Origin of the sequence: Micromonospora sp. NPDC050795 (assembly GCF_044456785.1) — a bacterium.
In the GTDB taxonomy this organism is placed as follows: Bacteria; Actinomycetota; Actinomycetes; order Mycobacteriales; family Micromonosporaceae; genus Micromonospora.
The window spans coordinates 55,846-76,565 of the sequence record NZ_JBITGE010000004.1 but is presented as its reverse complement, the minus strand read 5'-3'; the positions used below and the strand labels follow the sequence as shown (position 1 = coordinate 76,565).

Genomic DNA, 20,720 nt, shown 5'->3' with positions numbered 1-20,720 from the left:
TCCTCCGTCGATTCAGGAGAGCACGCGGTAGGTGACGTGCAGGACCGCGCTCGCCGCCCGTGCCGTCACCTGTTCGAGTTTCAGCGACGGGACGCCGTCGAACAGCCGCACACCGGTGCCGAGGGTGAGCGGCACCATGTGCAGGCGCACCTCGTCGACGAGGCCGGCGGCGAGGTACTGGTTGATGGTGGTCGCGCCGCCGTGGATCAGGATGTCGCCGTCACCGGCCGCCGCGCGCGCCTGGGCGAGCGCCGATTCGATCCCGTCGGTGACGAAGTGGAAGGTGGTGCCGCCCGCCATCGGCTGCGGCTCGCGCTCGTGATGGGTGAGCACGAACACCGGCTTGTGGAACGGTGGGTCGTCACCCCACCAGCCGTTCCACTGCCGATCCCATGCACCGCGCACGGGGCCGAACATGTTGCGCCCCATGATGACCGCCGACGCCTGCGTGTTCTGGTCGAGCTCGGCCTGGTTCTCCTCGGCGGCGTCGAACATCCAGGCGTGCAGCCCACGGCCCCAGCCGTCACCGCCGTCGTCGCCGAACGGGCGTTCCTCGGTCTGGTTGAGCCCGGCCGAGTACCCGTCGGCGGAGATGGTCTGGTCGACGATCACCTTGCCGTTACGTGTGGTCACTGTGCTCTCCATTGACGCTTATGGGCGAGGGATCAGCCTACGGCCGCTCCTGATCCCGATCGTGCATCGACGTTCTGGCAGCTATCGGAAGGGTTGCGCTCGAGCGAACAGGAAAAGCAGGGTGGCGGCCATCACCACGGGGGCCAGGCCGCACGCGACACTCACCACCACCGCCGTGACCCGAGAGCTGGGGTCGGTCCCGGTCTCGCGTTTCGGGAAGGCGTACACGCCGACCAGGAGGAGCACGAGCCACAGTGGCACGAGCACGGGGGCGAGAGCGGGCCAGATGGGCCAGATCGGCTCGGTGACGATGCCCTGAACCACGGCCATCCAGATGAGGGCGGCACCCGGGAGGAGGCCAACCGTCACCAGGGTGCAGACCAGCAGGGGTACGGGTCGACGCCGCCGTCCCACCCACGCGAACAGCGCCGCGCCGGCTGCGGCACCGGTGAGGGTGCCAGCGACAGTGCTGGCGAGGAACGTGCCGGGCGCGGCCGGTGCGATGGTCAGCTCTGTCCCGCTCTCCGAGTAGTTGAGCGTGAACGTCAGTCCGTCGCGCTCAGCCCGCCAGCCGTCGCACAGGTAGCCGGGTACGCGGCGAAGGCCCTGCCACCCCTGCCTCCCGGCGTTGCGCCGTAGCTGCTCCGAGAGCCCACAGTCGTCACCATCGTCGTACCAGAAGGACACCCGGCCCGAGCCCAGGTCGTCGGCAGCGAGATGGACGCCCCACCGGTAGCCGTGCACGATTCGACCCGAGTCGACCGGCACCGCACCGGGAAGCAGCTGCGCCGCCACGGTCTGCGCCTGGTCGCCGGTGGGCGGAGTGACACCGCGACCGCCGTACCAGGAACCGAGGCTGTGGCCGACCGTGCCCAGCAACACCGCGCCGAGCAGCACCATCGCGACGCGCCGCAGCCGACGGCTCATCGGCGCACCTCCCTGCCGTAGTGCGCTAGAGGCTAGCGCCCGGAGTCCGGTTCTGGTGCCCCCTGGATGTTGTCCAGTGCGCGACGAACGGATCGAGCATGCCGGGGTGGAGATTTAGCCTGATTCGGTGATCTCGATGGTTGGTACGGGCGTGCGGGTCAGGCTGCTCGGGCCGGTGGAGGTGGTCGTCGCCGGCGCTGCGCAGGCGGTGAACGGCGTACGCCGCAAGGCGGTACTGGCCACGTTGGCGTTGCACGCGGGCCGTGTCGTCAGCATCGACCGGCTCGTCGACGTGGTCTGGGGCGACCAGCTACCGGCCACCGCGGCGAACACGTTGCAACGCCACGTCTCCTACCTACGCGGGGTGCTCGGTGAGCCCGGGTCGATCGTGGCGCGCCAGCCCGGCTATCTGCTCGACACCGGGCCGGACTCCACTGATGTCCAGGCCGCCGAGCGCCTCATCGAGCTGGCCCGGCGCTCGACGGACCCCAACGAGCAGGTGAAGCACCTGACGGCCGCGGTGGCACTGTGGCGGGGCCCACCGCTGGCCGACGTGGCCGGGTCGGCCTGGCTGGAGGAACAGGCCGAACACCTGGCACGCCTACGGTTGGAGGCCGAACGGTCACTCGCCGAGGCCCGGCTGTCCGTCGGTGAGCACGCCGGCCTCGTCCCCGGGTTGGAACGGCTCGTCCGACAACACCCCTTCGACGAGCACCTGCACGCCCAGCTGATGCTCGCCCTGTACCGCGACGGCCGACAGGGCGAGGCGGTCGCCACGTACCGGCGGTTGCGCGACAACCTGCGGGAGAACCTCGGCCTCGACCCGGGTCCGCGGCTACGCGACCTGGAGTGCGCCATCCTGCGCCAGGACACCGCCATCGCCGCACCGGCCGCGCCTACACCGACGCGGGTCGCGGCGCAACTGCCTCCCCCCGTACCCACGTTCACCGGACGTGACGCGGAGCTCGCCGCCCTCGACGCGCTGATCGACCGGGGCGGCGCCGTCGTGGTGTCCGGGACGGCCGGCGTCGGCAAGACCGCCCTCGCCGTGCACTGGGCGCACCGCGCGGCCGAGCGCTTCCCCGACGGACAGCTCTACGTCAACCTGCGCGGCTTCGACCCGGCGGCCACACCGACCGAACCGGCGCGGGCGCTGCACGGTTTCCTGGAGGCGCTCGGCGTTCCGGTGGCCCGGATGCCCCGCGACCTGGACGCCATGGCGAGCTTGTACCGCACGACGGTGGCGGGCAGGCGACTGCTGGTGGTGCTGGACAACGCGCGCGACGCGGAGCAGGTCCGTCCGTTGCTGCCCGGCTCACCGGACTGCCTCGCCGTCGTCACCAGCCGCGACCAGCTCATCCCGCTGGTCGTCACCGAAAGCGCCCAACCGGTGCCCCTCGACCTGCTGAGCCCCGGCGAGGCCCGCGACATGCTGGTCCGCCGGCTCGGGGAGCGCCAGGTCGCCGCCGAACCCGCCGCTGCCGACACCATCGCCGACCGGTGCGCCCGGCTGCCCATCGCCCTGGCCATCGTGGCCGCCAGAGCCGCCACCAACCGACACTTCTCGTTGACCGCCGTCGCCGGCGAGCTGGGCGACCTGGACGCCTTCCGCGCGGGTGACGAGGCCACCGACGTACGGGCGGTCTTCTCCTGGTCGTGCCGGACGCTCAGCCCGGCCGCTGCCCGGCTGTTCCGGCTGCTGAGCCTGCATCCCGGCCCGGACGTCTCCGCCCCGGCCGTGGCCAGCCTGGCCGGCGTCGACGGGCAGGCGACCGGCCCTCTGCTCACCGAGCTGACCCGGGCGAATCTCTTCACCGAGCACACGTACGGGCGCTACGCGTTCCACGACCTGCTGCGCGCGTACGCCGCCGACCTGGCCGAGGAGGCCGAGCCGCCGGCCGAGCGTCGGGCCGCCATCCACCGGCTGCTCGACCACTGCCTGCACACCGCTCACGCCGCCGACCTGGCACTGCACCCGCACTTCAGCGCGATCAGCCTCCCGCCACCCCGGGCGGGTGTGACGCCGGAACGCCCCAGGAGCCGGTCGGCCGCCGCGGCGTGGTTCGCCACCGAGGTCCCCGTCCTGCTCGCCGCCGTGCCGCTCGCGGCGCGGTCCGGGTTCGAGGGACACGCCTGGCAGCTCGCCTGGACCATGGCCGGCTTTCTGCACCGGCAGGGGCACTGGCAGGACTGGCTCGGCACGCAACAGATCGCTCTGGCCGCCGCGTCCCGCATCGGGGACCAGGCGGGGCAGGGCCACGCGCACCGCAGCCTCGGTCTCGCCTGCTCCCGGCTCCGACGGTACGACGAGGCCGACGACCACCTGCGGCGCGCACTCGACCTGTTCACCGACGTCGGCGACGACGCCGGACGGGCGCACACCTGCCTGAACCTTGGTCAACTGGCCGAGCGGCAGGGGCAGCACCAGCAGGCTCTGCACCACTCCCGGCGGGCGCTGACCCTGTTTCGGGGGGCCGGAAACCGGGCCGGGCAGGGGTACACCCTCAACGCGGTCGGTTGGCAGGAAGCGCTGCTCGGCAACTACCACAGTGCCCTCGAGTCGTGCGGCCAGGCGCTGCGGATGTTGCAGGAGGTGGACGACGTCCAGGGACAGGCCGACACCTGGGACAGCCTCGGCCACGCCCACCACCAGCTCGGCGACGACCGACGGGCCATCGCCTGTTACGAGCACGCCCTCGAACTCTTCACACAGGTCAACGACAGGTACGCCGAGGCCGGCACGTACGTCAATCTCGGCGGCAGCCACCTGGCGCTCGGCGAGGTCCCCGCCACCCGTGCCGCGTGGCGGCGAGCCCTGACCATTCTCGACGAGCTCGGCGATGCCGACGCCGACTCGATCCGCGCCGATCTCGACCAGCTCGACGCCACTCGGCTGCGCTGACGTACCCCCGCTTTCTGCGCCGTTTCCGGGCCGCTTCAGCGCCGCCCGGCACTCTTCGGACACCAGTCTCTTCCGCATCAGGAACGGAGCGTTCGATGAGTCTTCTGGCACACCGTCTCGCGGTGATCGGGGTGGTCAGCGCGACGGTGCTGGCCATGTCGTCCGCCGCCGTAGCCCAGACCGACAAACCGCCGAGCAAGGGCGCCGACTGCGTGGTCCAGCACGTCGACGAGCGCGGCAAGATCCTCCGCACCGAGACCGCGCCCGAGGGCCGGGAGTACGGCCCGTTCCGCTGCGTCGGCGGGAAGTGGACGTTCGCCTGGGCGCCCTTCGGAGCGGACGACTTGATCACGGCCGACGAGATCCAGGTCGAGCCGTCCGGTGCCGTGTCCGTTCGACGCTTCACCGGCCCCGCGCTCGGCAACGACCTCACAGTGGGCGAGATCGCCGGCATCGCCCAGGCCGTCAGCGGCAGCCGGGAGGTGTTCGTCGACCGCGCGATAGTGGCGGTCGACGACGGCAAGGAGCGGACCCCGGAGCAGATCGAGGCGCTGCTGGCCGGCAAGGACGACACCGGAGTACGGGTGTTGGACATCATCGAGAAGCCCGACGCCGTCATGTCGACGAAGGACGTCATCGACGAGGCCGGCGGGACACCCGAGACGACCGTCGTCTATTTCAGCCTCTGGGGCGCGATCAAGTCGGTTTTCGCCTGGATCGTGGACACGATCGGCGAGATCGGCGAGTGGATCGACGACCACTGCGACTGGGGTTCCCCCAACACCACTGGCGACATCGTGACGTGTCGCTGGTAGCCCGTCCCACCCCGCCGACACCGATCACGGAAATGAGGACAGCATGACAACTCTGCGGGACATCACCAGGCGCGCCACCATCGTCACGACCGCCCTGATCGTCGGACTGACGGCTTCGTACGCACCGTCGCAGGCGGCCGAGGGGGAGGCCCGGACGACGATCACCGACCACCCCGGTGCCCCGGGCACGATGCTTCGACAACTCGAGGACCTGACCGGCAGGCCCGTCGGCGACCTGGACAGGGTGCTGGCCGTCGACACCGGCGGACGGACCCTCACCAGCGACCAACTCGCGGCGCTCGCCGCCGGCAAGGAGGTCGACGGCGTCAAGGTCGTCGGCACGATCCCGGGCAGCCGGGAGGTGCTCGGCACGACAATGGCCGACCTCGCCGACGGCACGTACGACGGCACTGGCGACGGCGGGACGGCAACGTCCCTGCTCTTCGCCTCGTCCACCTCTGGCGGCCGGGAGTGGTGCCTGACCATGTGCGTCGCGTCCGGCAAGTCCGTCTGGGAATGCCTGCTGTCGCGCCGGACCGGGGAGCTGATCCTCACCCTCGACCTCGCCGGCGGCACCACGGTCGGAGGGACGAAGGCAGCCTTCGAGAAGGCGAACGGTGTCGCAGTCGACGGCCCGTCCAGCGTGCAGACGCTCATCGGCGACGGCGAGCCGACGGCGGACGAGATCAGGACGCTCCTCGACGGCAAGGACATCACGTCGTTGCGCCGGGTGGCGACAGTGGACCGACCGGACCCCGAGTGGGCGCTGGCCGACGTCGCCGAGAAGTCCGGCGTCGTCTACGCGAAGACCAAGGGCCACCTCTTCACCGTCAACCTCCCGATCCTCGGCAAGATCCTCGTGTTCTGCGTCTCGCAGGACAACGGCAAGACCTGGAAGTGCTCGGCCCGCCAGTGGGGCGGGTTCTGACCGGTAGACCGTCCACGGTCCCGCTCCGCCCGACCTCCCCGGTCGACGCGGAGCGGGGGTCCGCGCTTGAGCGGGCCGCTCATACTCACGAGATGATCAGCAGCGACCCCCGCGTCCCGTGGCCGCCTCGGGGTTCCCACCCGACAGACAGCTCGACACTGCCGCTCTACATGGTCCTTTTCTTCGTCCTGGGCGTCTTCAGCTTCGCGACCTACGGACTGAGCGACGGCGAGGGAGCGCTCATTCTCGCGAGCATCATCTCGGGAGTGTTCTTCGCGTGCTTCCTGATCCTCTTCGCGATCTACTGGGTCGGATACCTGCTCAAAGGCCACGCCATCTGGCAGGCCGAGCGCCAGGCCGCATCTGATGGGCCTCCCGTGGGTCAACAGCCGGGGGACTGAGCCCGTCGACTACGACGCCCCCGTGCAGTCTCCACTCAACCCCGGGGGCCGCCGGTGGCGTCTCACCCTGCGTCCGCGCTCAGACACGAGGTGGACGCGACCTGGAGGTGGCGTGAGTCGGCACGAGGACGACGAAGAGTTCCGGCTGTTCGTCCAACGACAGTGGGGATCGTTGCTCCGAACGGCCTACCTGCTGACCGGTGACCGGGGAACAGCCGAGGACCTGACGCAGTCGGCGTTGGAGAAGACCCATCGGCGCTGGGGGCGGGTGCTGCGCCGGGACGCGCCCGAGGTCTACGTACGTCGGGCGATGGTGAACACGGCGATCTCCTGGCGGCGTCGACGGCGGCCGTTGGAGGTGCCGCTGCTGACCTCCGACAGCCAGCCGACTCACGACGCGTACGCGCAGGTGGAGCAGCGGCAACTCCTCCTCGCCGCGTTACGGCGATTACCGCCCAGGACGCAGGCGGTGCTGGTGCTGCGCTACTTCGAGGATCTCAGCGAGGCGGACACCGCCAAGGTCCTCGGCTGCTCCGTCGGCGCGGTGAAGAGCCAGGCGTCGCGCGGGTTGGCCCGACTGCGCAGCGACTTCGTCCCATCCGCCGCTCAGTCACCGGTACGGTTCGAGGAGGAATTGGCATGACCGGAAGCTTCGCCAATTCGACGCTCGGTCCCGCGCTGCGGCAGGCCGCGCACGGCGTCAACGTACCTGAGGATCCCTGGCCTGGGTTCGTCGGCCGGGAGCGACGGCACCAGCGGACGCGGCTGATCCGCACGGCGTTGGCCGCCGCGGTCGGGGTCGCGCTCGTCGGGGTCCAGACCAACGTGGTTCCGTTGCCCGGATGGGCGCCGGGTATCGCGGTCGCCGCCACTCCGACGGCGTTGCTCGACGCGCCACCGAGGGGCGGGCTGGCCGGAGATGAGGCTTGGCTGGACACGCTACGGGCGCGGATCAGCGCCGATCCGCCGGTGCGAATCGACGCCCCGGTGGGTGCCTGGAAGATCGGCGATAGTGACCGGATCCGTCTGATCTATGGCAGTGACCAGCCGGGCCACCGGGTCGCGCTGGTCGCGGTGCCGCTGCGGTTCGGCCTGCTGACCAGGGAGGCGCTGGTCTGGTACGTGGGTCCCGCCGGGGCCGGTGCCCAGCAGATGCGGTACAGCGGCCACAGCGAGGGTGACGACGACCCGGTGATGACGCTGATGCGGGCCTACCCCGACCGGGCCGGGATCGCGGTCGCCGTCGGTCCGCCCGAATCCACTGTGACGATCAGTGGTGACCCTCAATACACGTCGAGGGGCACTGTGGAGTACCAGGACATCGCCCAGGCGGACGGAGGCGGAGTCGGCTTCGGCGTACTGCCGCCCGAGCCCCTGCCGCACGAACCCGTCGTCCGGGTCAGCCGCGGCGAACGGGTGTTCTTCCAGGGCGGACTGGGCGGCGGCCCGTACGCCGGGCTCGACCCGACCGGGCCGGAGATGGACGCCCTGCTCGTCGGTGCTCGTCAACCCGTCCGAGGTACTCCGATCGACGACACCAACCTCCGCAACTTCGTCCAGACGGCACTTCAGAACAGTCACCTCCCGGCCGGCGGCACGACAGTACGGGTGCGGTGGTCGGGCCGCGATAACGCGCAGGCCGCCGCGCTGCTCACCGTGCAACCGGCCGGTGGCGGAGTGATCGCGTACGCCATGCACGGCGACGATCGGACCGGCTGGTACATCGACCTGCGGCTGCTGCTGCCGGCCGAGGGCGCCGACCAGCGACCGATCGGCTGGCGGGTCCGGACCGAGGACGGTGCCCGACCCGCCACCGGCGAGGTGCGGGTGATCGCCCCGCCGGACGCGACCCGCGTCACGGTGACGGTCGAAGGCGCACACCCGGCCACTGTCACCCTCGACGCGTCGAACGCCGGCACCACCCGGGTACCAGCGGACCGGGCGGCCACTCTCACCGCGTACGGCAGGGACGGCGGCGTCCTCGGGACCACCCCGCTGCCGCCAGTGGAGACCGACAGCAGTGCGGGAGGTCTGCCCGGCGACAGCCCTGCCACCCGGGTGACGCCCTGACGCGACGGCAGGCGGGCCGAGCCGTCCCCGGACGGCTCGGCCCGCGTCGGCCTCTACGAAGCCGTACTCGTCGACTTCGACGGACCGATCTGCCGCCTGTTCGGCAGCAAGGCCACGCCACGCCGCGCATCGCCGCCGACCTGCGTCAGCTGATTCTCAGCCGGGGCGTCGTCCTGCCCGACGAGCTACGCGACGGAGACGACCCGCTGGCGCTGTTCCGCGCGACAGCTGCGTTCGCGCCCGAACTGGTCGGTGTCGTCGGTGCGGCCCTGGCATCGGCGAGGTCGAGGCGGCGGCGGCCGTCGGTCGACGACGATGACTCCTGGGGTGACTACGACCGGGCCTGCCGGGTCGACGGTTGCGTGTGGGTGCTTGACGTCGGTGCCGCCCAGGCGCTCGTTCTGGCCGACGAGCGAGCCTCCACCACGTACCTCCCGGACCGGCGGATCTTCGTGCGGTGGCTGTACGCCGCCTCCGAGGCAGAGGTCGTCCGCCTCGTTCCCCGGGCGGTCGAGATCGCCGACTGGGAGGACGCGGGTACGTGGACGACCAGCGGGCCAGCCGAGTTGTTCGATTCCGGCTACACCGGTGACGGGCTGGAGCACACCACCGACCTCACCGTTGACCTGGTCCGTGGCACCTACCTGATCCGCACCGCTCTCGTGCAGCCCGACACGAGGACGGCGCTGATGCTGGTCCACCTGGTCGAGCAGACGCAGCGGATCTGAGTGCCCGAACAGGTCCGAACAGGCCGGTGAGCAGCCCGGAAAGGCGCGCGGCTGTTCGGCACAGACACCGACCGTAGCGGACGCCTAACTGTCGGCAATACGGTGACTTCACAGCGGCGGCTGTCGGAGTTCTTGGCGGCCGGACCGCGGCACACACCCCAGGAGAGGGAGGCATCATGCGAGTTCGTCGTGTTATCTACGCAGCGGCCGTCGGGGCCATCGTTGCGGCCACCTGGCTGGCCGCGCCGGCTCAAGCCGGTTGGGGTCACGGTTGGTAATCGGTTTCGGGCGAATGCGGGCGGGCCGGCATGCGGTGGGACTCCGGCCCGCCCGGCACCCTCATCTGGCCGGACTTCTGTCGTCTCGCATCGTCGGATCGAGGTACAGTTTTCTGTACCCACCTGGAGGTGATCGTGCGAACCGTGAACTTCACCCAGCTTCGGCAGAACCTGGCCGCCGAACTCGACAGTGTCATCAACGACGCGGAGGAAGTGGTGGTGACCCGGTCAGGCCACGAGCCGGTGGTGATCGTGCCGCTCGCTGAGTACGAGTCGATGAAGGAAACCGAATATCTCCTGCGCAGCCCGAGCAACGCGGCCGCCCTGCGTCGATCGATGGCAGAGCTGGAGGGCGATGATGTGGCCGAGCGCGACCTGATCGACCCGGCAACTGTGCGAGACGTCGCATGAGATTGGTCTTCACCGCGACTGCGTGGAGCCAGTACCTCAGTCACACGGACCGTAAGTTGGTCAAACGCATCAATGACCTCATCTCGGATGTCATGCGCAACGGGTACGAAGGCATCGGAGAACCGGAGCCTCTTCGGGGAGAGCTGTCCGGCTTCTGGTCCCGCCGGATCGATCGTGAACACCGGCTGGTGTACCGAATCACCAAGGATGACGTCGAGATCATCGCCTGCCGGTATCACTACGGCGACAGCTAGCAAGTTCGGAGCGCCGACCGGTCGGCGTCGGGTCCTCGCACCTCGATGAGCCGCTGGGAGGTGGGTCGCCCCGGCTACGAGTCGAGCCGGGGCTCACACATGCGCAGGGCACCGGCCCACCTGGAACCGTGGCCGCCATCGCGACAGCCCAGGGCTGGCGCACGTCCGTTCACGAGGCAGCCGTGCGGATCTCCGATCGGGTGGGGACGACGCGGTGGCGGCGGACCGGGTACAGGACCGGGTGCGCCATGCTCCAGGCGGCGCCCGCGCAGACGAACTCCTTGTACCGGGCCGCCAGCTTCCCGGTGAGCTGGGCCGGCCTGGCCCGGTCGTCGGCGGTCACGTACTGGATGATGCCGTCGTGGCGGCCGAGGCTGATGCACTGGTTGAAGTAGCGCAGCGGTGCCTTGGGGAACTTCGCCCGACCGGTCAGGCGTGCGGCGATGGCATCGGCGGCCTGCCAGGCCATCGGGATGCCCGAGGCGCAGGACATCCGCAGGGGCTTGCCGCCCGGTCCTTCGGCGATCGCGGCGTCGCCCACCGCGTACACCTCGGGGTGTGAGACCGACCGCATGCTGGCGTCGACGATGATCTGGCCGGTCTGGGCGACCGCCAGGGTCGTGGCGGCGGCGATGGGGTGCACGGTGAAGCCGGTCGTCCACACCGTCACCTGGGCCGGGATCTCCCGACCGTCGCGGGTGACCGCACCGTCCGCCTCGACCCGCGTGATGTCGGCGTGCTCGTGCACGGTGATGCCGAGCCGGTCGCAGACGCCGCGCAGGTGCTGCTGCGCCCTGCCGTTGAGCCAGTCGCCGAGACCGCCGCGGGCGGCGAGCGCGACGTCGAGGTCCGGCCGGGTCTCCGCGATCTCGGTGACCGCTTCGAGGCCGGTGAGGCCGCCGCCGACGACGAGCACGGTCCCGCCGGCAGCGAGGTGGGCGAGGCGGTCGCGCAACCGCAGCGCCGAGGGCCTGCCGGCGATGTCGTACGCGTGCTCGACGACCCCGGGGACGCCGTGGTCGGCGGTGACGCTGCCGAGGGCGTAGACGAGCGTGTCGTACGCGATCTCGTCGGTGCCGTTGTCGTCGACGAGCGCGACGGTCCTGCGGTCGGCGTCGACGGCGGTGACCCGCGCCTGCCGGAGCGTGACGCCGGTGCCGGCGTAGACCTTGCTCAGTGGGCGTGGTGTGAGGTCCTGTCCGGTGGCGAGTTGGTGCATGCGGACCCGCTCGACGAAATCCACGTCGGCGTTGACGAGGGTGATCTCGGTGTCGTCCGGGTGCAGCCGCTTGGCGAGACGCCCGGCGGCCATGGCTCCGGCGTAACCCGCTCCGAGGACGACGATGCGGTGCTTCATGGTGGCACTCCTGTCTCGGTGGTGGTCGCTTCCTGAACCGGACAGCGACGCGATTCCTGACAGGAGTCGGCTATGAGCTGGATCACCAGACGCGGAGGGTGGGCTCCTCGTGCTCCTGGGCGGACCACTGCCGGGTGGCGCGGACGAGCTTGTCGGGGTTGACCTGGTTGTGGATGGCCGCGACGCCCTCGGGCGTCACCTCCAGCGACATCACGCCGATGACCCGGTCGTCGATCACGACCACCACCGCCGGAGCGCCGTTGGCGGTGGCGACGTGCACGGCTGGGCTGCCACCCACCAGGTTCCGTTTGACGTCGGCCGGCTTGAACAGGCCACGCAGGAACTTCGCCACCGCCAGTGCGCCGACGATCGGCGCGGACCGGGCCGGGATCTTGCCGCCACCGTCGGCGGTGCTCGTCGCGTCGTCGGTCAGCAACTCCACCAGCCGCTGGATCTCGCCGTTGTTGGCCGCCGCGAGGAACTCCGCGACGACCTTCCGGGCGGTGGCCAGGTCGACCTCCGCGCGGGCCCGTTCGGCGGTGACGTGCTGCTTGGCGCGCCGGTAGGTCTGCTGGCAGTTCGACTCGGTGATGCCGAGGATCTCGGCGATCTCACCGTGCGGGTAGCCGAAGGCCTCGCGCAGCACGTACACCGCGCGCTCGTTGGGTGACAACCGCTCCAGCAGGGTCAGCACCGCCATCGAGACGGATTCGCGCTGCTCGGCGGTGTCGAGCGGGCCGAGCATCCGGTCCCCGCCGAGGACCGGCTCGGGCAGCCAGGTGCCCACATAGGTCTCCCGCCTGGCCCGCGCCGAGGTCAGTTGGTTGAGGCACACGTTGGTGAGGACCTTCGTCAGCCACGCCTCGGGCGTCTCGACGTGTTCCCGGTCCGCGCCCTGCCAGCGGAGGAAGGTGTCCTGGACGGCGTCCTCCGCGTCGCTGGCCGAACCCAGCAGGCGGTAGGCGATCGCCTCCAGGCGGGGCCTGGAGTGCTCGAACACCTCGACCTCGTCCGGGTTGAGCGGCATGACTAGACAGTATCCGGGCGCGCCGCGCTGCCGTCCCGGTGCCCGTTCTCACCGCTCGCGCCATGATCAAGTGATGAAAAGTAGCTTGAGCGCTCTTCCTGACCTACTTTTCATCACTTGATCAACGGATCGTCCGGCGGCACGGGTCACCGACCTGGAAGAGCTGCTCGTGAACCGGCTGGCCGACGCTACCGGCCGCGAGCGCTGGTCGGTCTTCCTCGACCTGGACGACATCCTCGATGAGATCGCCGCCGACGCGGACCGTCGACTCGCCTTCCAGGCGACCCATCCGGTACGCGGGTGAACCCGGTCAGCGGCCTGCCGGACCCGTTCCAGCCGTCCGGCGTGGTGTGGACGCGGTCGGCGTCTCGTCGTACGGAGTCGACCGGCGGCGGAACGTAGCCACCACGGCGGTCAGGCAGATCGCCGCGGCTGCCCTGAGCGGCGGGCGGGCACCGAGGCGGACGGCCGCGGAGCCGAGCGGAATCGCCACGACGAGCGGTCCGAACATCGCGGTGTTGGCCGTCGCGGAGACCCGTCCCAGCAGCGCTGACGGCGTGTGGGTCTGCACGGCGGTCACCGCAGCGACCAGGGTCCAGGGCAGCCCGACGCCGGCCACCACCGCCCCGACGACAGTTGCCGGCCACCACGGCAGGCAACGCGTCAGGCAGCCGACCGCGAACAGCGCCGTTCCGGCGATGCCGACGGCCACGGGACCTCTCGCCGCGATGAGCCGGCCGACGATCAGGCCACCGAGAACGGAACCCGCGCCCTGCGCGCTGGCCAGCACACCGAGGAAGGTCGTCGGCAGGCGTAGCTCGTTCACGACGATCGCGTAGATTCCCGCGGTCGTGAAGCCGGACATGGCGATCGACACCGCGGCGAGCACGACCGCCAGCCGGGTCACTCGCTGTCCGAACAGGACCGCCAATCCGGCGCGCGGGCCGTCGCCGCGTGCGGTGGGCCGGACGGTGGGCGCACCGTTGAGGCGAAGGAGCGCGTACAGGGTGGCGCCCAGGACCGGCATGGCGGCACTGAGGACGGCGACCGCGTGGCCGCCCCGCCACGCGTAGAGGGCGGCCCCGGCCAGGGGAGCGACGAGCTTCATGCCCTCCTGTGCGCTGGAGCGCCACCCGTTGACGTCACCGAGTTCGGACGGCGCGAGTGCCGACGGCAGCAACGCCGTCTCGCCGGCGTCGATCAGCACGTAGCTGACGCCGTAGGCGCACCCGACGGCGAAGATGAGCCAGATCTGCCCCGGCCCGCGCACCGCGAGGAGCGCGAGCAGGGCGGCCGCCAGCATGAGGTTGACGGCGATGACCAGCGGCCGTCGGGCCGCCCGGTCGAGCAGGCCGCCCAACCACGGGCCGGTGAGCACCGGGGCGTAGACGCAGAGCCCGGCGAGGGCGGCGAGGCTGGTGGAGCCGGTGAGGTCCAGGATCCAGATGCCGGCGACCAGGGACATGGCGCTGCTGCCGAAGCCGGACAGCAGGGAGATCGCCACGAACAGGCCCGCGTTGCGACGCATGAGCACTCCGAGTTGAGTCGAGGTGACTCATATCCTCAAGCTCCAGCGGAACCGCAGGCAATGCCGCTGGCCTGTGTCAATCAATCGTTGACAGGGCGATGTCGATCTTCGTCGCGGCGGTCCGCGCGGGCGCGGGCAGTCGCTCACCCGCTTCGGCGAGATCGGTGGTGAGGTGCAGGGCCAACGCGTGCAGCGAACCCGGGGCCGCGTCCAGCGCGGCGTCCACTGTGCTCCGGACGAGCGACGCTCGACGAAATCGGCTGTCCCACCGCTGGTCGGCCCCGATCCACCGGGCCAGGTCGGCCACCGCCGCCCGCAGCGCCGCGATCTGCTGCGGCATCCGGAGGTCGAGCTGCTGCCGCCGCGACCACCGTGCCGCCACCAGCCGTTGTCGACGCTGCTCGGCGGCCTGCCGGCTGCCGAGGCCGAGTGCCGTAGCGATCTGAGCCCACGTCGCACCGTCGTGGCGTGCGCGGTCGATGAGCTCCAGCTCCTGCTCGTCCAGGCGGGCGCGGGTGGCGCGGACCTCCGCCAACCGGGCCAGCTCCGACGTCATCCGTCAACATTACATTGACACTGTCGGAGTCTCAGCGGCGATCGCCCTGGGGGCGCGAGCCATGAACACGTCCACCGCATCCTCGGTGTCGAGGGTGAAACCGTGCCGCTCGTACAGGCTCCGGGCCGGGCTGCCCCGCAGCACGTTCAGCCGCACCGGCGTGCCGGCGCTGTCGCACCGGCGTAGCAACTCGCGCAGCACTGCCGTGCCGATGCCACTGCCCTGTAGCCGCGGAGCCAGGTAGAAGTGCTCCAGCCAGTGGGCGTCCGCGGCGGGCCGCAGCGCCACGCAGCCGGCGAACGCGCCGTCCACCTCGACGACCCAGGTGTACGCCGGTGCGAAACCGTCCCGCAGGCGCTGCCGCACCCGCTGTTCGTCGTACCGCCCGAGCCGTTCCAGATCGGCCCGCAGTACCACCGCCCGCAACTCGGCCACCGCCTCGACGTCCGCCGCCGAGGCCGGCCGAAGCTCCCAGTCCGCCATGATCAAGAAGCTATCGCGGCCCGGTGACCTCGTGTTGGCGCAGCCCCGCGACGAGGAGTTCGACCATCCGACGCGCGTCATAGCGGGGTTCGCCGGCGCCGATGCAGAGATTGCCGACACCGCGCAGCAGCTCGAAGGCCCTCACGTCGGGGCGGATCTCGCCAGCCGCGGCAGCGGCGTCGAGCAGTTGGGCGCACACCGGCAGGAGTCGGTCCAGGAAGTAGGCGTGCAGCGCCTCGAAGGCCGCGTTGTCGGACTGTAGCGCCTCTGCGAGGCCGTGCTTGGTGACCAGGAAGTCGACGAAGATATTGATCCACTGGGCGAGGGCGGCGTGCGGTGTGTCGCTCTCCGCCAGCAGCGTCGGCCCGGCCTGCGCGCACGCCTCGACCTGGTGTCGGTAGACGGCGACGATGAGGTCGGCGCGGGTCGGGAAGTGGCGGTAAATGGTGCCCACGCCGACGCCGGCCCGGGTGGCGATGTCGCGTACGGGCACGTCCACGCCCGAGGTGACGAAGGCCGAGGCGGCGGCGGCCAGCAGTGTCGCCTCGTTGCGCCGGGCGTCGGCCCGCTTCCGCGGGGTCGGCCTGCCTGGTTCGCCCTCGATGTCGACCAACGCGCCGTACCTCCGTCACTCGGCAAACGGAACAGTGTCCCGTGTCATTGTTAGCGGAACAGGGTTCCACTTGCCCAGGATGCCAGATCGGGTGGGCCAGTCGCCACCGCCGCAGACGCTGAGCCTTCGGGTGCGGTGCTCGGCGCAGTACTGGGTGGTCGATCGGGACGCCGCGCAGACGGTCACCCTGCACCGGCTGAGCGGGGACGGCACCTACGAGGCGCGGGCACGGATGCCGCTGGCCTGGCTGCTCCAGACCGCCCCCACCGACCATCTCGGCTGAACACCAGCATCGACAGCCTTGGTCTGTCGTATCGTTCTCCGATGGTGCAGCCGGTGTGGGCGAACGGTGACGCGTACGAGGCGTACGTGGGTCGGTGGAGCCGCCTGGTCGCTGTGGATTTCCTGCGCGGTCTGGCAGTGCCGCCGGGGCGGCACTGGCTCGACGTGGGCTGCGGCACCGGAGCGTTGACCTCGACGATCCTCACCCACGACGACCCCGTCGGAATAACCGGCGTCGATCCGTCGGAGGGTTTCGTCGCTGTCGCGCGTACCCGGGTCACCGACCCCCGGGCGGCCTTCCAGGTCGGTGACGCCCGAGCGTTGCCGCTGCCCGACCGCGTCGCGGACGTGGTGGTCAGCGGATTGACGCTCAACTTCGTGCCGGAGCCCGCTCGGGCGGTGGCGGAGTTCGCCCGGGTGGCCCGGCCGGCCGGGGTGGTGGCCGCCTACGTCTGGGACTACGCCGAGGGAATGGCGATGATGCGGCACTTCTGGGCCGCCGCCGCACAGCTCGACCCGGCCTCGGCGCAGCGGGACGAGGGGAACCGCACCACTGTGTGTCAGCCCGACGCGCTCCGCACGCTGTGGGAACGGGCCGGGTTGTGGGACGTGTCGGTCTGGCCGGTCGACGTACCGACGACCTTCACCGACTTCGCCGACTACTGGGCACCGTTCCTCGGCGGTCAGGGGTCCGCCCCGGGGTACGTCGCGACGTTGGCCGAATCCGACCGGGCCGCGCTGCGGGAGTTGCTGGCGACCCGGCTGCCGATCGAGCCGGACGGGTCGATCCGGCTCACCGCGCGGGCCTGGGCCGTGCGGGGCACGCCGCCCGAGTAACCGTCGCGCCCCGCCCCTCCGGGCTCTTGTCGCAATTCGGACAAGACGGTAAAGCCCCTGGTGGAGCACCCTTGGGGCAGGTGGAGGTAGACGGGTGGCGGGCCACATCCCGATCCTCCGGCCCGGTGGGGACAGCATCGTCCGCACCGGTGCCGCCCTCACCCAGCCCGGCCTCGAAGCCGTGGCGGTCACGGCACAGCCGCCGTGCCGATCACGCGTACGACAGGCCGTGGCTGTCACCGACACCCCTGCGGGCGCCCGCAGCGGTGCCGCCGCCCATCGGGACAAGGACGTCAGCACCATCGGCAGTCAGGCAGCGTCGTCCGCCGGTCGTGCCCACCGTCCCCGTGCCCCGCCGGCCTTTCGCACTGTGGACCCCGCCGGGGTCCGGCGTCGCTCGACCGCGTGCCGAGGCCCGGCGACCGAGCAAGAAAGGGCCCGACATGGCCGCTCCCACAGCAACCGCAGCCCTGAACGCATCCGTCTTCGCGCCGGGTGACCAGATGCTGCTGACCGTCACCTACTCAGACGCCGACACCAAACCGCTGACCGTCACCATCGTGGTCACCGACGCGCAGGGCAACAGCAGCGCGCCGGTCAAGGTCACTGCGGTCATCGACCCGCTCACCGTCACCGTCACCGACAACTCCGGACGTACCTGGACCCGGGTCTCCGACAACGGCTCCGTGGCCGTGTACCGGTCGGTGGCGTGATGCCCCGGGTCACCGTCCAGGTCCGCGACGCCGCCGGCAACACCGCGACGGCAGCCGCCGACTACAGCCTGAGCCAACCCGTGCTCGGCGGCTACTACCTCTCCGGGGGCGCCGACCCGACCGCCGACATGGCCGGCGGCAACTTCCGGTCGCTCACCCAGTACCGCAGCTTCGCCGACGGCTTCATCTTCCCCGGCTACAACCGGCCCTGGCTGGTCAACCTGGGTAAGGCCGGTGTGCAGATGAACATGGTCCTGGAGTTGAAGCACTACGGTGCCCCGAACCAGGGGCCGCAGAGCTTCACGGTGGACGGCGTCAGCTACACGGTGCCGGCCCCGTCGATGACCATCCAGCAGCGACCCGGCACCACCTGGCCCAGGGCGTACGGGTACAACCAGGTGATCAAGGGGCAGTGCGACGGGTTGTTCGCCCGCGCCCTGTCGCAGTACCGGGCGCTCGGTTTCGGGGTGAACATCCAGCTCGCCTCGGAACTGGACACCGATCACGAGTTCGGCACCACCGAGGACGGGAAGGCGTACACCTGGGCCGAGTCGGACGCCCGCGCGGTGCAGGCGATGAACTACATCCTGACGTGGTTCAAGGCGCGGACCCTGCCCACAGGGACGACCTTCTCGGTGGGGTTGGGCGGCTTCGACCGGGAATGCTTCAAACGCACCCACCCGGAGTCGCTGATGTCCCGCCTCGACTACCTCCAGTGGAACGCGTACGCCACCAACGCCAGCCACACCGCGCTGGCCCGGTTTCGTCGCACCAAGGACTGGGCGGTGGCGGATCTCGGCCCGGTGGCGCTGTCCCGGCCCGTGATCATCGCGGAGTGGGGCGTCAGGGTCGCCGAGATCCCGAACCAGGCGGCCTGGATCGGCACAGTGCCGGCGGCGATCGCCCAGCTCAACGCCGAGCGTGGGCCACGGATCGTGCGTACCAACTACTTCAACTCCGGCTGGGGCACCCTGACCCCGAAGGCAACCGGGTTGGCAGCGCTCCGCGAGGCGTACGCCAAGCGGCCGTACGTCTGACCGGTTTCCGGCGGCTCCGGTCTCCGGGGCCGCCGGGCTGCACCGGTCAGCCCTCACCGAGCCGTTCGGCGTACGCGTCGCGCAGCTCGGGCCAGCCGTGGTCCTTGGCCTCTGCGCCGCGGATCGGGCCGACCGGGTCGCCGTCGAGCAACCGGTCGGCCACGTCGAGGCAGAGGTGCCAGCCGGCCGCCACCATCGGCAGCATGCCCTGGTCGGTGACTGTGTGCCGCAGGGTGAGCCGGGTGCCGTCGCCCAGCGGGCTCAGTTCCCAGCGCAGCAGGTCGTCGCCCCAGGTGTACTCCAGCAGGTGTGGCGGCTCGGCCCGGCGTACCGTCGCCGGGTCCTGCTGGGTGGTCTCGCCGTCGACGAGGGTGAGCACGGCGGTGCCGGCGCTGCCGAGATCGCGGTCGGCGAGGAACGGCGCCCACTGCGCGAGCTGGGCCGGGTCGGTCAGTGCCGCCCAGACGGTGGCTGGCGGATGCCGCAGGTCGCGGACGAGGACGAGAGTCGCGCCGCCGTCGTGGGGCTCGGCGCGCACGTCGGCGGGTGGGCTCGGGCGGAACGCGTCGCGGTCCATTCACTGCTCCTGACTGTCGAGGTGCCGTTCCAGGGCGTCCAGGTGCCGGGCCCAGAGCCGCCGGTACGGGTCGAGCCAGCCGTCGACGTCCCGCAGTGGGCCGGGGTCGAGGCGGTAGATCCGCTGTCGGGCGGCCGTCCGACAGGTGACGAAGCCGGCGTCGCGAAGCACCCGCAGGTGTTTGGAGACGGCTGGCTGGCTGACCCCGAGGCCATCGACCAGCTCGCCGACGCTGCGTTCGGCATCGCGGAGCTGATCGAGGATCCGGCGCCGGGTGGGCTCGGCGAGGACGGTGAAGGCGTCGGTGGACACCTTCCCAATATGCCTCATCCGTCATATGACTGTCAAAGCATACGACTACAGCCGCCGTCCCGACGCGGCACCGCCGATCGGCTCCCTATGCTCGGATCATGGAACTTCGGATCTTCACCGAGCCCCAGCAGGGTGCCAGCTACGACCAGTTGCTCGCCGTCGCCCGCTGCGCCGAGGACGCCGGCTACGGGGCGTTCTTCCGGTCCGACCACTACCTGAAGATGGGTGACGTCAGCGGCGAGCCCGGTCCCACCGACGCGTGGACCACGCTCGCCGGCCTGGCCAGGGAGACCAGCCGCATCCGGCTCGGCACGCTCATGACCGCCGCCACCTTCCGGCTGCCCGGCCCGCTGGCGATCACGGTGGCGCAGGTCGACCAGATGAGCGGCGGCCGGGTGGAGCTGGGCATCGGCACTGGCTGGTACGCCGAGGAGCACAGCGCGTACGGCATCGCGTTCCCGCCGCTGGGCGAGCGGTTCGACCGGCTGGAGGAGCAGCTCGCCGTCATCACCGGGCTCTGGGTCACGCCGCCGGGGGAGCGGTTTGACCACGACGGCCGGTACTACCCGGTCCGGAACTCGCCGGCCCTGCCCAAGCCCGTGCAGCAGCCCCGTCCTCCGATCCTGCTCGGCGGTACGGGCCCGAAGCGCACCCCTCGGCTGGCCGCCCGCTACGCGGACGAGTTCAACCTGCCGTTCGCCTCAGTGCCGGACACCGCGGCGCAGTTCGACCGGGTACGCGCGGCCTGCGTCGAGATCGGCCGGGACCCGGCCGAGATGGTCTGGTCCAACGCCCTGGTGCTCTGCTGCGGGCGCGACGACGCCGAGGTGGCCCGCCGCGCTGCCGCCATCGGTCGCGATCCGGACGAGCTACGGGCCAACGGTCTGGCCGGAACGCCCGCCGAGGTGCTCGACACCATCGGCCGGTACGCGGAGATCGGCAGCGAGCGGCTCTACCTCCAGGTGCTGGACCTCAGCGACCTGGAGCACCTGGAGCTGGTCGCCGGCGAGGTGATGGCGAAGCTCTGAGTCGGCCGGGTGGCCGTGGGACG

Annotated in this window: 25 protein-coding genes; 15 read left to right on the top strand and 10 right to left on the bottom strand. The window is 70.9% G+C overall.

Translation table 11 applies throughout. From position 1 onward, the window contains the following. Nucleotides 1-12 precede the first annotated feature (12 nt). Nucleotides 13-633, bottom strand: a complete 621-nt coding sequence (locus ACIBEF_RS05340) for a dihydrofolate reductase family protein (protein WP_396791394.1) — start codon at nt 631-633, stop codon at nt 13-15. An 81-nt stretch (nt 634-714) separates the two neighbouring features. Further along, complete coding sequence (locus ACIBEF_RS05335) at nt 715-1,560, bottom strand: hypothetical protein (RefSeq protein ID WP_396791393.1); 846 nt, start codon at nt 1,558-1,560, stop codon at nt 715-717. A 136-nt stretch (nt 1,561-1,696) separates the two neighbouring features. Here ACIBEF_RS05335 and ACIBEF_RS05330 point away from each other — a divergent pair, with 136 nt between their 5' ends. From ACIBEF_RS05330 to ACIBEF_RS05290, 9 genes are all read left to right on the top strand, one after another. Next, nucleotides 1,697-4,462 (top strand): BTAD domain-containing putative transcriptional regulator, encoded by a 2,766-nt coding sequence (locus ACIBEF_RS05330; RefSeq protein ID WP_396791594.1) that lies wholly within the window; start codon nt 1,697-1,699, stop codon nt 4,460-4,462. A gap of 95 nt (nt 4,463-4,557) precedes the next feature. Next, complete coding sequence (locus tag ACIBEF_RS05325; protein ID WP_396791391.1) at nt 4,558-5,277, top strand: hypothetical protein; 720 nt, start codon at nt 4,558-4,560, stop codon at nt 5,275-5,277. A gap of 43 nt (nt 5,278-5,320) precedes the next feature. Beyond that, entirely contained in the window at nt 5,321-6,205 is an 885-nt protein-coding gene (locus tag ACIBEF_RS05320; RefSeq protein ID WP_396791389.1) for a hypothetical protein, read from the top strand. 92 nt (nt 6,206-6,297) lie between these two features. Continuing rightward, nucleotides 6,298-6,606 (top strand): hypothetical protein, encoded by a 309-nt coding sequence (locus ACIBEF_RS05315; RefSeq protein ID WP_396791387.1) that lies wholly within the window; start codon nt 6,298-6,300, stop codon nt 6,604-6,606. A 112-nt stretch (nt 6,607-6,718) separates the two neighbouring features. Continuing rightward, entirely contained in the window at nt 6,719-7,249 is a 531-nt protein-coding gene (locus ACIBEF_RS05310) for a SigE family RNA polymerase sigma factor (RefSeq protein WP_396791385.1), read from the top strand. Next, a complete protein-coding gene (locus ACIBEF_RS05305; RefSeq protein ID WP_396791383.1) occupies nt 7,246-8,676 on the top strand; it encodes a hypothetical protein in 1,431 nt (476 codons plus the stop codon). The genes ACIBEF_RS05310 and ACIBEF_RS05305 overlap by 4 nt, the downstream gene beginning before the upstream one ends. Further along, nucleotides 8,673-9,404, top strand: coding sequence for an Imm21 family immunity protein (locus tag ACIBEF_RS05300; protein ID WP_396791592.1), 732 nt, complete (start codon nt 8,673-8,675; stop codon nt 9,402-9,404). Before ACIBEF_RS05305 ends, ACIBEF_RS05300 begins: the two co-directional genes overlap by 4 nt. Nucleotides 9,405-9,817: 413 nt before the next feature. Beyond that, the gene (locus ACIBEF_RS05295; protein WP_396791590.1) at nt 9,818-10,093 is read left to right on the top strand and encodes a type II toxin-antitoxin system Phd/YefM family antitoxin; all 276 of its coding nucleotides are present in this window, start codon (nt 9,818-9,820) and stop codon (nt 10,091-10,093) included. Further along, entirely contained in the window at nt 10,090-10,347 is a 258-nt protein-coding gene (locus ACIBEF_RS05290) for a Txe/YoeB family addiction module toxin (RefSeq protein ID WP_396791381.1), read from the top strand. Before ACIBEF_RS05295 ends, ACIBEF_RS05290 begins: the two co-directional genes overlap by 4 nt. 169 nt (nt 10,348-10,516) lie before the next feature. On the opposite strand, the gene ACIBEF_RS05285 is transcribed toward ACIBEF_RS05290, so the two are convergent. Then, nucleotides 10,517-11,704, bottom strand: a complete 1,188-nt coding sequence (locus ACIBEF_RS05285) for an NAD(P)/FAD-dependent oxidoreductase (protein ID WP_396791379.1) — start codon at nt 11,702-11,704, stop codon at nt 10,517-10,519. Between the two features lie 82 nt (nt 11,705-11,786). After that, nucleotides 11,787-12,731 (bottom strand): RNA polymerase sigma-70 factor, encoded by a 945-nt coding sequence (locus ACIBEF_RS05280; RefSeq protein WP_396791378.1) that lies wholly within the window; start codon nt 12,729-12,731, stop codon nt 11,787-11,789. Nucleotides 12,732-12,900: 169 nt separating this feature from the next. Between ACIBEF_RS05280 and ACIBEF_RS05275 the strand changes: the two genes are divergently transcribed. Beyond that, nucleotides 12,901-13,035, top strand: coding sequence for a hypothetical protein (locus tag ACIBEF_RS05275; RefSeq protein ID WP_396791376.1), 135 nt, complete (start codon nt 12,901-12,903; stop codon nt 13,033-13,035). Nucleotides 13,036-13,041: 6 nt separating this feature from the next. Here ACIBEF_RS05275 and ACIBEF_RS05270 read toward each other — a convergent pair whose 3' ends face one another. From ACIBEF_RS05270 to ACIBEF_RS05255, 4 genes are all read right to left on the bottom strand, one after another. Beyond that, entirely contained in the window at nt 13,042-14,259 is a 1,218-nt protein-coding gene (locus ACIBEF_RS05270; RefSeq protein ID WP_396791374.1) for an MFS transporter, read from the bottom strand. A gap of 76 nt (nt 14,260-14,335) precedes the next feature. Continuing rightward, a complete protein-coding gene (locus ACIBEF_RS05265; RefSeq protein ID WP_396791372.1) occupies nt 14,336-14,815 on the bottom strand; it encodes a hypothetical protein in 480 nt (159 codons plus the stop codon). Nucleotides 14,816-14,824: 9 nt separating this feature from the next. Then, the gene (locus tag ACIBEF_RS05260; protein ID WP_396791370.1) at nt 14,825-15,298 is read right to left on the bottom strand and encodes a GNAT family N-acetyltransferase; all 474 of its coding nucleotides are present in this window, start codon (nt 15,296-15,298) and stop codon (nt 14,825-14,827) included. Between the two features lie 10 nt (nt 15,299-15,308). Next, complete coding sequence (locus ACIBEF_RS05255) at nt 15,309-15,902, bottom strand: TetR/AcrR family transcriptional regulator (RefSeq protein WP_396791588.1); 594 nt, start codon at nt 15,900-15,902, stop codon at nt 15,309-15,311. Nucleotides 15,903-15,990: 88 nt separating this feature from the next. Here ACIBEF_RS05255 and ACIBEF_RS05250 point away from each other — a divergent pair, with 88 nt between their 5' ends. From ACIBEF_RS05250 to ACIBEF_RS05235, 4 genes are all read left to right on the top strand, one after another. After that, nucleotides 15,991-16,194 carry a hypothetical protein gene (locus ACIBEF_RS05250; RefSeq protein WP_396791369.1) on the top strand — a complete coding sequence of 68 codons (204 nt, stop codon included), beginning with the start codon at nt 15,991-15,993 and terminating at the stop codon, nt 16,192-16,194. Between the two features lie 41 nt (nt 16,195-16,235). After that, nucleotides 16,236-17,030, top strand: a complete 795-nt coding sequence (locus ACIBEF_RS05245) for a class I SAM-dependent methyltransferase (protein WP_396791367.1) — start codon at nt 16,236-16,238, stop codon at nt 17,028-17,030. 443 nt (nt 17,031-17,473) lie between these two features. Then, a complete protein-coding gene (locus tag ACIBEF_RS05240; RefSeq protein WP_124859437.1) occupies nt 17,474-17,743 on the top strand; it encodes a hypothetical protein in 270 nt (89 codons plus the stop codon). Continuing rightward, on the top strand, nt 17,743-18,780 hold the full coding sequence (locus ACIBEF_RS05235) for a hypothetical protein (protein ID WP_396791365.1): 1,038 nt from the start codon (nt 17,743-17,745) through the stop codon (nt 18,778-18,780). Before ACIBEF_RS05240 ends, ACIBEF_RS05235 begins: the two co-directional genes overlap by 1 nt. Before the next feature lie 46 nt (nt 18,781-18,826). On the opposite strand, the gene ACIBEF_RS05230 is transcribed toward ACIBEF_RS05235, so the two are convergent. Further along, nucleotides 18,827-19,357, bottom strand: coding sequence for an SRPBCC family protein (locus ACIBEF_RS05230; protein WP_396791363.1), 531 nt, complete (start codon nt 19,355-19,357; stop codon nt 18,827-18,829). Beyond that, complete coding sequence (locus tag ACIBEF_RS05225) at nt 19,358-19,669, bottom strand: helix-turn-helix transcriptional regulator (protein ID WP_112699184.1); 312 nt, start codon at nt 19,667-19,669, stop codon at nt 19,358-19,360. Between the two features lie 98 nt (nt 19,670-19,767). Between ACIBEF_RS05225 and ACIBEF_RS05220 the strand changes: the two genes are divergently transcribed. Then, the gene (locus ACIBEF_RS05220; protein WP_396791361.1) at nt 19,768-20,697 is read left to right on the top strand and encodes an LLM class F420-dependent oxidoreductase; all 930 of its coding nucleotides are present in this window, start codon (nt 19,768-19,770) and stop codon (nt 20,695-20,697) included. The last annotated feature ends 23 nt before the right edge of the window (nt 20,698-20,720 follow it).